This window comes from Nonomuraea endophytica (assembly GCF_014203235.1).
GTDB classification, from domain to species: Bacteria; Actinomycetota; Actinomycetes; order Streptosporangiales; family Streptosporangiaceae; genus Nonomuraea; species Nonomuraea endophytica.
Genome location: NZ_JACHIN010000001.1, coordinates 523422 through 535935 on the forward strand (window position 1 = coordinate 523422; position 12514 = coordinate 535935).

A 12514-nucleotide genomic window follows, 5' to 3' on the forward strand; every position below is an offset into this window, starting at 1 on the left:
GCCCCGCTGCGGATGGCGCGGTCGTCACTCGTAGCTGGGCAGCGGCGGAAGGGCGCCTTCGAGCAGGGCTTCGAGCTGGTCACGCAGCCCCTTGGCGTACTCGGGGTGCGTGAGCAGGAGGAAACGCTCCTCGCGGATCGCCTCGACCACCTGCCCGGCCACGTCCGCCGGGTCGATGCCCCGCTCCATGATGGCGTCGATGAGGCCCTGGGCCGCGTAGTCGTCGCGGGTGCGGCCGATGAGGAGGTCGGCGGGCCGTACCCGCTCGGAGGTGTTGATCTGGGTGCGCACCGCGCCGGGGCACAGCGCGGTCACCTTCAGCTTGGAGCCGGTGAGCGCGAGGTCCTGGGCGAGGGTCTGCGACGCGGCGAACGCCGCGTACTTGCTGACGGCATATCCCGCCGTGTACGGCGCGGCGAACAACCCCGCCACCGAGACGGTGTTGACGATGTGGCCTTCGGTGTCCTGTTCGATCATGCGCGGGACGAAGGCCTGGATGCCGTGGAGCACTCCCCAGAGGTTCACGCCCAGGAGCCAGGCGAAGTCTTCGGTGGCGCGGTTCCAGATGTGGCCGCCCTGGAAGACGCCGGCGTTGTTGCACAGCACGTGGACGGCGCCGAGTTCGCCGAACGTGCGCGCGGCCAGGTGCTGGACGGCGGCGTCGTCGGAGACGTCGGTGATCTGCGTGAGCACTCTGCCGTGTCCGGCCAGCGCGGCGGTCTCGGCCAGCCCGCCGGGGTCGACGTCGGCGAGCATCAGGCTCATGCCCTCCTCGGCCAGGCGGACCGCGAGCGCCCGGCCGATGCCGCTCGCCGCTCCGGTGACCACTGCGACCTTGCCGGAGAGTTCCCGCACGCCAGCCTCCCGAGCGCTCGCTTGGCACCAAGAACGTTATCAGAGCGAATGTCGCACCCAGATGTTCGGTTCGACGTAAACCGCGTGATCGTGGGTGACATCGCAGTGCACCGGGACGAGTGCCCCGGGCACCTCGACCGGGCCGTCGGCGTCGAACGGCAGGCCGGTCCACTCGCGCCACTCGCCGAGCGTGCCGGAGATCGTCATCGAGCGGTGAGCGACCTTCACCACCTTCGCGCCGGCCCGGACGTGCACGCGCAGCCAGGCATCGTACGGCAGGCCGTCCGCACGGGTCCGGAAGGCGTACTCGGTGGCGGGGGTGTGTGGTTCCAGGTGCTTCTGGCTGGGTCTGACCGGCGCGAGCAGTTCCGAGTAGCCCAGGGCCGCGGCCCGCGCGCGCATCGCGGCGACCATGTGACCGGAAAGTCCGCTGCCGAGCAGGTCCTTCCTGATCGTGATCTCCAGGGCGGAGACGGCGTCGGGCGTCCTGCCGCCGTCCCTGGTCAGCCAGCCGCGCCTGATGACCGCGTCCCAGCCGTCCTCGGGCAGTTCGCCGTCGCGGGAGGTGAACGGGATCATGCAGCCGCGCGCCACCATCCGGCCGGGCTCGTCGGAGTCGTCGGCGACCAGGACGTAGTCGGCGTAGTGGGTGGTGGCGACGGCGTAGAAGAAGTCCGCGATCGGGTCGTTGAGCATGAACTCGGGCCAGGCCGTGTCCATGCCCCACAACGACTCGGCGAACTCGGGACGCTCGGCCAGCGTGGTGATCCGGAGGGACATGGCGGACATTCTCACAGTTCGGAGGGTCGTTGCACCGCCTGTTTTTCGGTCTTGAAGATCAAGGTGGTCTGCAGGTGGACGATCTCCGGCCGGACCAGGAACTTCTCCAGGACGAGCCGGTGCAGGCTGGCGGCGTCGGCGACCGCCACGTGCACGAGGAAGTCCTCGGGGCCGGCGACGTTGAAGAGCGTGATGGTCTCCGGCAGGCTCAGGACGAACCGGCGCAGCGGGTCGGAGAGCTGGGCGGTGTGCGGGCGTACCCGGAGTGCCAGCAAGGCTTCCAGCGGGCGGCCGAGGCGGGCGATGTCGACGTCGGCACGGAAGGCGGTGATCACGCCCCGGCGGCGCAGCGCGCGTACCCGCTCCAGGGCGGTGGAGGGCGCCACGCCGAGCTTTTCGGCCAGGTCCTTGTTGGGCAGCCGAGCGTCGTTCTGCAACTCGGCCAGAATGGCCAGGTCAATCGAATCGAGTTCGGCCGTGCGCCCCGACTGGTCCCTCATATTCGTTAAATCTAGCCATACGTCCTGCTGAGAGCGGATATTTCGGGTTATGTGGGATGTTGAGGCTTTCACCAAAGCTGCGGCCGTCACCGTGAGCGAACTGGCCGCCTACGTCGAGGAGAGCCAGCGCGGCGAGGTGCCCGTGGTGCGGCAGCGGCCGCCGGCGGAGATCGCCGAGAAGCTCCGGCTGGCCGAGCTCATCCGGGAGGGCGGGCTGAGCGCGGAGACGTACCAGGACTTCCTCCACGCTTTCCTGAGCGAGGGGACACGGCTCCACCACCCCGCCTATCTCGCCCATCAGGTCGCCTCTCCCGATTTTCCCGCCGCGCTGGCCGACTTCATCCACGGCGCCACGAACAACCCGATGGCCATCTACGAGATGGGCGCGGCGGCGGCCACGGTGGAGTTCGAGGTGATCCGGTGGATGCTGGAGAAGGCCGGTTTCCCGGGCGGCGCCGGCGTGCTGACCCACGGGGGTTCGCTGGCGAACCTCACCGCCCTGCTGGCCGCCCGCGCGCACGCAGCGCCCGACGCCTGGACGGACGGCACCCCCGCCGACCTGGTGATCCTGGCGCCGCCGTCGGCGCACTACTCGGTCTCCCGGGCCGCCTCGATCATGGGCCTGGGCCAGAAGGCGGTGGTGGAGCTGCCGACGGACGACCTGGGCCGCCTGACGGTGGAGCGATTCCCCGAAATTTCGGGAAAAAGGCCGATCGCCCTGGTGGCGTCCGCCTGCGCCACCGGCACCGGCCTGCACGACGACCTCCGCGCGGTCGGACAATGGTGCCGCGACCGGGACATCTGGTTCCACGTGGACGGCGCCCACGGCGCCTCAGCCCTCCTCAGCCCCGCCCATCGCCACCTGCTCGACGGCGTCGGACTGGCCGACTCCCTCATCTGGGACGCCCACAAGATGCTCCGCACGTCCTCCCTCGCCGCCGCCGTCCTGGTCCGCCGCGAAGGCGCCCTGGACGCCGCCTTCCAGCAGGACGCCAGCTACATCTTCTACGGCGACCAGGGCTTCGACCTGATCGGCAGAACCGTCGAGTGCACCAAGGCCGAGCTCGGGCTGAAGATCTTCCTGAACCTCGCCTGGCGGGGCGAAAGGGGACTCGGCGACTTCGTGGCCGGCCGCTATGCCGCCGCCCACCGCTTCTGGGAGCTGGCTCGCCGCCGACCGGGGTTCGCGCTGCCGTACGAGCCGGAAAGCAACATCGTCTGTTTCCGGTACGGCACGGCGGACCCGGCCGGGATCCGCGAGCGCATGATGGCCGACGGCACCTTCTACCTGACCTCAACCATCCTGAACGGCATCCGCCACCTCCGCGTCACCGTCATGAACCCGGCAACCGACGACACCCACCTGGAACACCTCCTGGACGAAATCACCCGCCTAACCCCACCCGACACGCGGCGATAACACAGGACCAAGGCGACCCACAGGCCAAACCAGGCAAGACCCTCAAGGGACCGAGACCAACCACACCCCAGAACTGGCCGGGGGAAGGCCACACCCCGAAACCGGGCGGCGGGACAAGGCCGCGTGACCCGGGAGGTGCGGCACGACACGGGCAGCGAGGATCCAGGGCCGATTGTGGGCGCAGGCGGAGGAGCGGGGTGGCCAGGCGGCGGGGGCTGGGCCGTGTGGCGTGGGAGGCGGGGCGCGGGCGGCGGAGCCGGAGTGGCGGGGTGGCGCACGCGGGTGGGTACGGGTGGCGGAGGCGGGGTGGCGGGTGAGTGGGGTGGGGGCCCGGCAGCGCGGGCTCCGGGTTCCGCGCTGCCGGGAGTTCAGAGCCAGCCGTCCAACCCCGTCATGAAGTCGTCGAACAGGTGCCGGTGGATCGTGTGTTCGGCTCCCTTGACCATCCTCACCTCGAATCCCTTCCCCACCAGCTCCTCCTGGAACTCCGGTGACACCAAAAACGACGGATCAGCCACCTGCACCAGCGACGGCACCACCGGCGCGGGCGTGAGGTCGGTGCCCGCGAGCCCACTCAGGGACAGCGCCGTCTGCGGGTCCCAGCACGCGAGCATCTCGACCTCGACCGCCACCTCCTCGGCCGAGAAGCCGGGGTGCATGGCCGCGATCTCCTCGGCCGTCGCGCCGGCCGCCTGTGCCATCAGGTCGGTCATCGGGATGCCGCCTTCCAGCACGGGCAGCCGGAAGGCGGGGTCGGAGTAGATCGCCCGGCCGGGCATGAGGCGGTCGACGGCGACGCCGAGGGTGAGGCCGCCGAGCGAGTGGCCGACGGCGAGCGCGGGCCGGGGCGGGACCGATTCCAGGACGGAGGCGGCCAGCGTCTCGGGTGTGTAGTGCTCGGCCCGGGGGCTGGCGCCGTGGCCGGGCAGGTCGACGGCGATGACCCGGTACCCGCGCTCGGCCAGTGCGGGCCCGACTCGCCACCAGCACCGGGAGTCGGCCATGATGCCATGGATCAGCAGGGCGACCCGGTCGCCGGTGCCCCATTCGCGCGTGTGCAGCTTCACAGTGGCCTCGCCTCGATAGTTATACGTATAAGCGCTTGATAGCATCCCACCGATGGACTGGACAAGACTGTGACCTCGAACAGACCGCCGACCAGCGTGGACGTGGCCAGGGCCGCCGGCGTCTCGCAGGCCACCGTCTCCTACGTGCTCAACGACAACCCCAACGCCCGGGTGAGCGAGGAGACCAGGCAGCGCGTGCGCGACGCCGCCGCCCGGCTCGGGTACGTGCCCGACGCCAGCGCCCGCACCCTGCGCACCGGCCGCAGCGGCATCGTGCTGGTCCCGCTGTCCCCCGCCCGCACCGGCGGGCTGGTCCGCGATCTGCTCGACGACCTCGGCGAAGAGCTCCGGCCGCGCGGCTACACCCTCGTCCAGTACGGCGAGCGCCACCTCAAGGGCGTGCCCGCGGCCAAGGTATGGGCGGGGCTGCGCCCGACGGCGATCATCGTCGAGGCCGACCGGCTCACCAGGGCCTCGGTGGACCTGCTGCGCGCCTCGGGCACCCGGACCGTGATCGGCTTCTCCGACGCCCCGTCCCCGCTGGTGCCCGCGGTGGTCATGGACCACGAGTCGGTGGGTGCCTGCGCCGCCCGCCACCTGGCCGAACGCGGACGCAGGCGGCTGGCCGCGATCGTCCCCCGCGAGGAGGGCGTCGACCTGATGGGCGTGGGCCGCCTGCGCGGCGTGCGCCAGGTGGCGCCGGACGCGGAGCGCATCGACCTGGCCTTCACCGAGGAGGCCGCCCGCGCGGTCGCCACCAGGCACGACCTGCCCGACGGCATCTTCGCCTACAACGACGAGTACGCGCTGCTGCTGATGAGCGCGCTGCAGGACGCGGGCGTCCGGGTCCCCGAGGACGTGGCGATCGTCGGCGCGGACGATCTGCTGCTCGCCTCCCTGGTACGCCCCCGCCTGACGAGCGTCCACTTCGACACCACGGCGACCCCGGCCGGAATGGCCGCCTACATCGACGAACTGGTCCGCGGCGACCGCACCGCGGAGCCGGGGTCGGTGATCAGCATCTACGGCCCCCGCCTGATCGTCAGGTCCAGCTCCTAAGTCCAGCTAGTAACAACTTGGCCGCGCGTCTTGTCACACGCGGACCGGCGACCTACAGTCCAGAGCAATCGTCGGTGATACGTATCACCACAGCTGGAAAGGTCCTGGTCGATGACCCATGTTCAGGGCAAAGCCCCCACGGCAGATGAGGATCGCGGATTCCACCTCGGACCGCTCTATCTCACGCTCCCCCTTGCCAACGTCGCGGTCATGTTCCTCTGGGTCGGAGTGGGCGCGTTCCTGCTGCCCCGCCACGTCCAGCTGATCACCGGGACCAACGACGTGGCCGCGCTCGGGCTGGCCAACTCGATCGGCCCGCTCATGGCCACCATCGCCAACCCCATCTTCGGCCAGATCTCCGACCGGACCCGTTCCCGGTTCGGCCGCCGCTCCCCCTGGATCCTCGGCTGCGTCGCCGTCGGCGTCCTCGCGCTGCTGCTGCAGGCCAACGCGGCCAGCGTGCTCATGCTCGGCATCAGCTGGGCTGGCGTGCAACTCATCATGAACGGCTACCAGGCCGCGATCACCGCGATCCTGCCCGACCGGGTGCCGGCCCGCCGCTACGGTACCTTCTCGGCGTTGTTCGGCCTCGGCACGCCGGTGGCCACGATCGCCGCCGCCCTGATGTTCATGAGCATGCCGCAGCTCGCCGACGGCGGCGCGTACTACGTGGTCATGGGGGTTCTGGTCGCCGCGGCCCTGCTCATCGTGCTGGCCAGTCCCGACCGCTCGTCCACGGAGCTGCCGCGCCAGCCGTTCGACATGGGCGAGTTTCTCGCGGCGTTCGTGCGGCCGCTGCGGCACCGGGACTTCCTGTGGGCGTTCATCGGGCGCTTCGGGCTCATGCTCGGCTACATGATGATCTTCACCTTCAACCTCTTCCTGCTCGAGGACTTCATCAAGATCCCGAAGGCCGAGGTCGTCTCCAAGATGGGGCTGCTCATGCTCGTCGGGCAGGTCGCGACGTTCCTGGCGGTGGTGCTGATCGGCCCGCTGTCGGACAAGGTGGCGCGGTTCCGGATGTTCGCGCTGATCGCCGGTCTGGCCTCGGCGATCACGCTGGGCATCCCGCTGCTCATGCCGACCTTCGAGGGCATGCTCATCTACAACGTCCTGCACGGCGTCGCCTTCGGCATCTTCATGGCCGTGGACATGGCCCTGGTGACCAAGGTGCTGCCGAACAAGGACGAGGTCGGCAAGGACATGGGCGTGCTCAACATCGCCAACGCCGGCCCGCAGATCGCCGCCCCGGCCCTCGCCGCCTTCCTGGTGACCATGGGCGGCTACACCACCCTTTTCACGGTGGGGATCGTGGTCTCGCTGATCGCCTCGCTGGCCGTACTGAAGATCAAGGGTGTGCGTTAGCGTCGAGTTCATGACCGAACTCGATCCCCGGCTCCGCGCTGTCACCGATCTGATCATGGCCGAGGCCCGCGAGATGGGCGGCAGGCACGAGTACGACGGCCGGATTCAGGACCTCTCCCCCGAGGGTGTCCGGTCCGGCCTGGCTCGTCTGGGCGAGGGCACGCTGCCCGACGACCCGTACGACGCCGAACACCTCACGGCCTTCGAGACGGGGCTGCGCGTGCAGTTCGGCGAGCTTGAGCTGCATCGCCGCAACCCGCTGCCGCACCTGTCCAACCTCGACCTGGCCTGTTACGACCGCGACTACGCCCCCGAGGCGAACCGCGCCGCCGCCAGGGCGGCTCATCTGCAGGCGTGGCCGGCCGCGGTCCAGGGCGCGATCGCTTCGCTCGACCAGGTCAGCGCCCCGGTCGCCACCGCGCTGGCCGGAGCGGTCAAGGGCCTGGCCGCGGGCGTCACCGACGCGGCCGCGCTCGACGCCCACCGGCTGCTGGTCGCGCACGTCGAGCGGGCCGCCGCCGTCGGCGACCCGGACGCCTCGCTGGGCGGTCCCGCGCTGGCCCGGCTGATGGGCAGCACCGAGGGCGTCGACGTCGACCTGGGCCGGCTGGCCGAGCGCGCCGACGCCGAGCGCGACCGCCTCCACGCCTTGCTGGCCGAGGCCGTCGCCAGGCTGGGCGAGACCGGCAGGCCGCTGGACGTCGCCCGCGAGCTGGTCAAGCAGCACCCCGGCGCCGACGGCGTCATCGAGGCGGCCAGGATCGGCACCGAGAAGGCCATCGCGTTCACCCGCGAGAAGGACCTCGTGCCCTACCACGACGGCGAGTGCCTGGTCGGCCTCGCGCCCGAGTCGCGCCGCTGGGCGATGGCGATGATGTGCTGGAACTCCCCCGGCGAGCCCGAGGGTCCCAGCTGGTACTACATCACCCCGCCCGACGCCTCGTGGCCGGTCGAGGAGCAGGAGGAGTGGCTGGAGGTGTTCAGCCACACCACGCTGCCCGCGATCAACGTGCACGAGGTCGCGCCCGGCCACTTCTCGCACGGCCGGGCGCTGCGTCACGCGAAGGGCGACGTGCGCAGGCTGCTGCAGTCGATGGCGTTCGCCGAGGGCTGGGCGCACTACGTCGAGGAGGTCTGCGTCGAGGAGGGTTTCGAGGCCGGTGACCCGCGCTTCGAGATCGGCGTCTGGCTGGAGGCTCTCGTGCGGGTGACCCGGCTGGCCTGCGCGATCGGCGTGCACACCGGGCAGATGACGGTGGAGGAGGGCGCCCGCCGCTTCGCCGCGGACACCCACCTGTCCGGGCCCGCCGCGTTGTCGGAGGCCCGCCGCGCTTCCTTCGATCCCACCTACGGCCGCTACACGTGGGGCAAGCTGCTCATCCTCGACCTGCGTGAGCAGGCGCGCAGGGAGTGGGGCCCGGCCTTCACGCTGCAGCGTTTCCACAAGGCCATGCTCGACCTCGGTTCGCCGCCGCTGGGGCTGCTCAAGACGATTCTGTGACGGCCCACTCTCCGGGGGCGAGCACCTGCACGCCGTCCACGTCGGCGAAGGCCTCGGCCAGTGTCGCCCGCCCCTGCGAGAAGTGCGCCCAGTGCTCGAAGTGCAGCGGCACCACGTGCTTCGCGCCCAGGACGCGGGCGGCTTCGGCGGCGTCGCGGCTGCCGAGGGTGAGGTCGGCGTCGGGGATGAGCGGGGTGCGCGCGGCTCCGGCGAACAGCACCGCCACGTCCACCTCGCCGATCCGCCCGGCGATCTCGCGTACGACGTCGAGGGAGGCGTTGTCGCCGCTGACGTAGACGGTCGGCAGGCCGTCGCCCCTGAGCACGAACCCGGTGACCTCGCCGACCAGGTGCTCGGTGCCGTCGGGGCCGTGCTGGGCGGGCACACCGGTGATCGTCAGCGGCCCCAGCTCCACCTCGCTCCAGTTGGGCAGCGCCTGGGCGGCGATGCGCGTGGCGGCGCTCGGCGTGGACAGCACCAGCGGCGCCGACGCGAGCAGCTCGCGTCCCGAGGTGTCGAGGTTGTCGGGATGCTGGTCGTGGGAAAGCAGGACGGCGTCGATCGGGCCGATCTCCGCGATCGCCACGCCCGGCCCTTCGGTCTTGGTCAGCCCGCTGCCGACCGGGTAGTCGCCGGGCGGGTCGAAGGTCGGGTCGGTCAGCAGGCGCAGCCCGCCGATCTCCAGGATGGCGGTCGGGCCGCCCACGTATTGGATCCGCATACCGCGTTACGACATGCCGGGCCGCTTGGATATTCCGTACAGGCGCAGCGCCGCCGGGGCGGCGTCGGGCACCGCGGGAGCGCGCGGCGCGACGGGCTCCAGCCTCTTGTACGGCGCGCCCAAAGCCGGCCGGGCATCCGGCTCACCGGCGTTCGGCCAGAGCGCGATCGCCCGCTCGGCCTGCGCGGTGATGGTCAGCGACGGGTTGACGCCCGGGTTGGCGGAGATCGCGGAGCCGTCGATCACGTGCAGGCCCTCGTGGCCGTACAGGCGGTGGTAGGCGTCGATCACGCCGTGCTCCGCCGAGCCGCCGATCGCGCATCCGCCCAGGAAGTGCGCGGTGGCCGGGATGTCGAACAGGTCCAGCCAGGAGCCGCCGGGCAGGCCGCCGATCTCCTCGGCCGCGTGGCGTACCGCGTCGTGGCCCGCCGGGATCCACGTGGGGTTCGGCTCGCCGTGTCCGGGCGCGGCGCGCAGCCCCCAGCGGGTGCGGGTCACCGAGATCGAGTTGTCCTTGGCCTGCATGACCAGGGCGATGACGGACCGCTCCGACCAGTGCCGCAGGTTGAGCAGGCGCAGGGCCTTGAGCGGCTGCGCGGCCAGTTCCCGGCCGAAGACCCGCCACCGGTTCTGGCCGCCGTCCACGAGCAGCGTGCGCAGCAGTCCCATGGCGTTGGAGCCGTTGCCGTAGCGCACCGGCTCGATGTGCGTCTCGGCGTCGGGGTGGATCGAGGAGGTGATGGCGACGCCGCCGTTGAGCTTCTCGCCGTGCACGGCCAGGCGTTCGAAGCCGAGCAGCGCCTCGGAGTTCGTCCTGGTCAGGACGCCGAGCCGGGCGGAGATCCGGGGCAGCGCGCCGTTGCCGCGCAGCTTGTGAAGCAGCCGCTGGGTGCCGTAGGTGCCGGCCGCGAAGATCACCTGCCGGGCGGTGAAGGTACGGCGGAGCCGTACCGAACCCGTCTTGCGGACCTCCACCACGTAACCGCCGGAAGGGCGCGGACGGACGGAGGTGACCGTGCACTCCGGGTAGACCCGGGCGCCGGCCTTCTCGGCGAGGTAGAGGTAGTTCTCGGTGAGCGTGTTCTTGGCGCCGTGGCGGCAGCCGGTCATGCACTCGCCGCACTCCAGGCAGCCGTTGCGCGCGGGGCCGGCGCCGCCGAAGTAGGGGTCGACGCCGTCCTCGCCGAAGTAGACGCCGACGGGGGCGAGGTGGAAGGTGTCGGCCACGCCCATCCGGGCGGCGACCTTCTTCATGATCTCGTCCGCGCGGGTCGTGGTCGGGTTGACGACGACGCCGAGCATCCGCTTGGCCTGGTCGTAGTGGGGCGCGAGCTCGGCCTTCCAGTCGGTGATGCCGGCCCACTGCGCGTCGGCGAAGAAGGGGTCGAGCGGCTCGTAGAGGGTGTTGGCGTAGACCAGCGAACCACCGCCCACACCGGCCCCGGCCAGCACCATCACGCGGTTGCCCCGGTCGCCGCCGAGTACGTGGATGCGCTGGATGCCCTTGAGCCCGAGCCACGGCGCCCACAGGAAGTCGCGTACCCGCCAGGAGTTCTTGGGCAGCGTGGCGGCGGTGAAGCGGCGGCCGGCCTCCAGCACGCCGACCGAGTAGCCCTTCTCCGTGAGCCGCAGCGCCGAGACGCTGCCGCCGAAGCCGGAGCCGATGACCAGGACGTCGAAGTCGCTCATTTGATGCGCAGCCTCCGCATGGCTTTGAAAGCGGTGGCCCTGAGCTCGGCCCAGGTCTCCTCGCCGAGACCGAAGGGCGCCTCGAAGCCCAGCAGCGTGCTCTGGGAGGCCACGGTCTGCGCCTCGGTGTAGCGCAGCAGGCCCTCGGCGCCGTGCCTGCGGCCGAGGCCGGAGGACTTCATGCCGCCCATGGGCGCGTCGTAGGAGGCGTACGCGGCGGCGTAGCCCTCGTTGACGTTGACCGTGCCGGCCTTCAGCCGGGCGGCGACCGATCGGCCCCTGGCCAGGTCGCGGGTCCAGACGGAGGCGTTGAGGCCGTAGACGGTGTCGTTGGCCAGGGCCACGGCGTGCTCGTCACTCGTGAACGGGTAGAGGGCCACGACGGGGCCGAAGGTCTCGTTGGCGCACAGTTCCATCTTCTCGCTGACGCCGGTGAGGATGGTCGGTTCGTAGAAGAACGGGCCCAGGTCGGGGCGGGCCCTGCCGCCGGCCAGGAGGCTCGCGCCCTTGACGATCGCGTCGTCCACGTGCGCGCTGACCGTGTCGAGCTGGCGGCGGGAGGTGAGCGAGCCCATCTGGACCGACCAGTCGAAGCCCGCGCCGAGCTTGAGGTTCTTGGCCTGCTTGGCGAAGCGCTGGGCGAAGTCGTCGAAGCGCGACTCGTGCACGTAGAGGCGTTCGACCGACAGGCAGAGCTGGCCGGCGTTGGTGAAGCAGGCGCGGACCGCGCCGTGCGCGGCCACGTCGAGGTCGGCGTCGTCGAGCACGATCATGGGGTTCTTGCCGCCGAGCTCCAGCGAGCAGCCGATGAGCCGCTTGGCCGCCTCCTCGGCGATCTTGCGGCCGCCGCGCGTGGAGCCGGTGAACGCCACGTAGTCGGCCCCGTCGAGCAGCGCGTCGCCGATGTCGGCAGGCTCGCCGAGCACGATCTGCCAGATCTCGCGCGGCATGCCGAGCTCGGCCAGCAGGTCGACGGTCCACAGCGTGGACAGCGCGGTCTGGGTGTCGGGCTTGTGCACGAGCGCGTTGCCGGCCAGCAGCGCGGGGATGGCGTCGGTCACGCCCAGCGAGAGCGGGTAGTTCCACGGGGTGATCAGGGCGACGACGCCCTTGGGCTGGCGCAGCTCGGTGACCTGGGTGGCCACGGGGAAGATGCCCTTGCGGCCCTTGGGCGCGAGCAGCCGGGCGGCGCGGCGGGCGTAGTGCAGCGCGCAGCCGGCCACGTCGAGAACCTCCTCGAACGCGTGCTTCCTGGCCTTGCCCGTCTCGTTCTGGACGATGTCGAGGATCTCGTCGCGGCGGTTGAGGATCTCGTCGTGCAGGCGCAGGAACGGGCGGACGCGCTCGGCGACCGGCAGCGCGGCCCATGCGGTCTGAGCCTGCCTCGCCTTCTCGTGGGCGGCGCGTACGTGGTCGCCGTCCGAGATGGGGAGTTCGGCGATCTGTTCGCCGGTGAAGGGGGCGGTGATCTGCCGGGTCACATGCATGACCGAATGATATTCCGGATAGCTACTGGCCGGTAGTTTTGTCGTCCATCGCAATATGAGGCCAGAATTC

11 protein-coding genes are annotated in these 12514 nt (G+C 70.9%); 4 read left to right on the forward strand and 7 right to left on the reverse strand.

The genetic code is table 11. The features are described from left to right. Window positions 1-24 precede the first annotated feature (24 nt). From HNR40_RS02325 to HNR40_RS02335, 3 genes are read right to left on the reverse strand one after another with little or no spacing between them, the layout of a single operon-like run. Entirely contained in the window at window positions 25-855 is an 831-nt protein-coding gene (locus HNR40_RS02325) for an SDR family NAD(P)-dependent oxidoreductase (protein ID WP_184957987.1), read from the reverse strand. 39 nt (window positions 856-894) lie between these two features. Continuing rightward, complete coding sequence (locus HNR40_RS02330) at window positions 895-1635, reverse strand: N-acetyltransferase (protein ID WP_184957988.1); 741 nt, start codon at window positions 1633-1635, stop codon at window positions 895-897. An 11-nt stretch (window positions 1636-1646) separates the two neighbouring features. After that, window positions 1647-2135: an Lrp/AsnC family transcriptional regulator gene (locus tag HNR40_RS02335; RefSeq protein ID WP_184957989.1), complete on the reverse strand. Its 489-nt coding sequence runs from the start codon at window positions 2133-2135 to the stop codon at window positions 1647-1649. 49 nt (window positions 2136-2184) lie between these two features. Here HNR40_RS02335 and HNR40_RS02340 point away from each other — a divergent pair, with 49 nt between their 5' ends. After that, the gene (locus HNR40_RS02340; protein ID WP_184957990.1) at window positions 2185-3555 is read left to right on the forward strand and encodes a pyridoxal phosphate-dependent decarboxylase family protein; all 1371 of its coding nucleotides are present in this window, start codon (window positions 2185-2187) and stop codon (window positions 3553-3555) included. A 368-nt stretch (window positions 3556-3923) separates the two neighbouring features. Here the strand turns inward: HNR40_RS02340 and HNR40_RS02345 are convergent, their stop codons facing one another. Further along, a complete protein-coding gene (locus tag HNR40_RS02345) occupies window positions 3924-4622 on the reverse strand; it encodes an alpha/beta fold hydrolase (protein ID WP_184957991.1) in 699 nt (232 codons plus the stop codon). Between the two features lie 69 nt (window positions 4623-4691). Between HNR40_RS02345 and HNR40_RS02350 the strand changes: the two genes are divergently transcribed. The 3 genes from HNR40_RS02350 to HNR40_RS02360 all read left to right on the forward strand — a co-directional run bounded on the left by HNR40_RS02350 (window position 4692) and on the right by HNR40_RS02360 (window position 8547). Further along, window positions 4692-5681, forward strand: a complete 990-nt coding sequence (locus HNR40_RS02350; protein WP_184957992.1) for a LacI family DNA-binding transcriptional regulator — start codon at window positions 4692-4694, stop codon at window positions 5679-5681. 111 nt (window positions 5682-5792) lie between these two features. Continuing rightward, window positions 5793-7046: an MFS transporter gene (locus HNR40_RS02355; protein WP_376773427.1), complete on the forward strand. Its 1254-nt coding sequence runs from the start codon at window positions 5793-5795 to the stop codon at window positions 7044-7046. 10 nt (window positions 7047-7056) lie between these two features. Next, window positions 7057-8547, forward strand: a complete 1491-nt coding sequence (locus tag HNR40_RS02360) for a DUF885 family protein (RefSeq protein WP_184957994.1) — start codon at window positions 7057-7059, stop codon at window positions 8545-8547. Here the strand turns inward: HNR40_RS02360 and HNR40_RS02365 are convergent. The 3 genes from HNR40_RS02365 to HNR40_RS02375 are packed head-to-tail and all read right to left on the reverse strand — an operon-like array spanning window position 8531 to window position 12444. Further along, entirely contained in the window at window positions 8531-9268 is a 738-nt protein-coding gene (locus HNR40_RS02365; RefSeq protein ID WP_184957995.1) for an MBL fold metallo-hydrolase, read from the reverse strand. The two genes, HNR40_RS02360 and HNR40_RS02365, sit on opposite strands and share 17 nt — an antisense overlap. A gap of 6 nt (window positions 9269-9274) precedes the next feature. After that, window positions 9275-10957: an FAD-dependent oxidoreductase gene (locus HNR40_RS02370; RefSeq protein WP_184957996.1), complete on the reverse strand. Its 1683-nt coding sequence runs from the start codon at window positions 10955-10957 to the stop codon at window positions 9275-9277. After that, the gene (locus HNR40_RS02375) at window positions 10954-12444 is read right to left on the reverse strand and encodes a succinic semialdehyde dehydrogenase (RefSeq protein WP_184957997.1); all 1491 of its coding nucleotides are present in this window, start codon (window positions 12442-12444) and stop codon (window positions 10954-10956) included. Before HNR40_RS02375 ends, HNR40_RS02370 begins: the two co-directional genes overlap by 4 nt. Between the last annotated feature and the right edge of the window lie 70 nt (window positions 12445-12514).

Coding starts and splice junctions, on each gene's coding strand:
- HNR40_RS02330 (WP_184957988.1), bottom strand. CDS start 1,635: ATGTCCCTCCGGATCACCACGCTGGCCGAGCGTCCCGAGTTCGCCGAG.
- HNR40_RS02335 (WP_184957989.1), bottom strand. CDS start 2,135: ATGAGGGACCAGTCGGGGCGCACGGCCGAACTCGATTCGATTGACCTG.
- HNR40_RS02340 (WP_184957990.1), top strand. CDS start 2,185: ATGTGGGATGTTGAGGCTTTCACCAAAGCTGCGGCCGTCACCGTGAGC.
- HNR40_RS02355 (WP_376773427.1), top strand. CDS start 5,793: ATGACCCATGTTCAGGGCAAAGCCCCCACGGCAGATGAGGATCGCGGA.
- HNR40_RS02360 (WP_184957994.1), top strand. CDS start 7,057: ATGACCGAACTCGATCCCCGGCTCCGCGCTGTCACCGATCTGATCATG.
- HNR40_RS02365 (WP_184957995.1), bottom strand. CDS start 9,268: ATGCGGATCCAATACGTGGGCGGCCCGACCGCCATCCTGGAGATCGGC.
- HNR40_RS02370 (WP_184957996.1), bottom strand. CDS start 10,957: ATGAGCGACTTCGACGTCCTGGTCATCGGCTCCGGCTTCGGCGGCAGC.
- HNR40_RS02375 (WP_184957997.1), bottom strand. CDS start 12,444: ATGCATGTGACCCGGCAGATCACCGCCCCCTTCACCGGCGAACAGATC.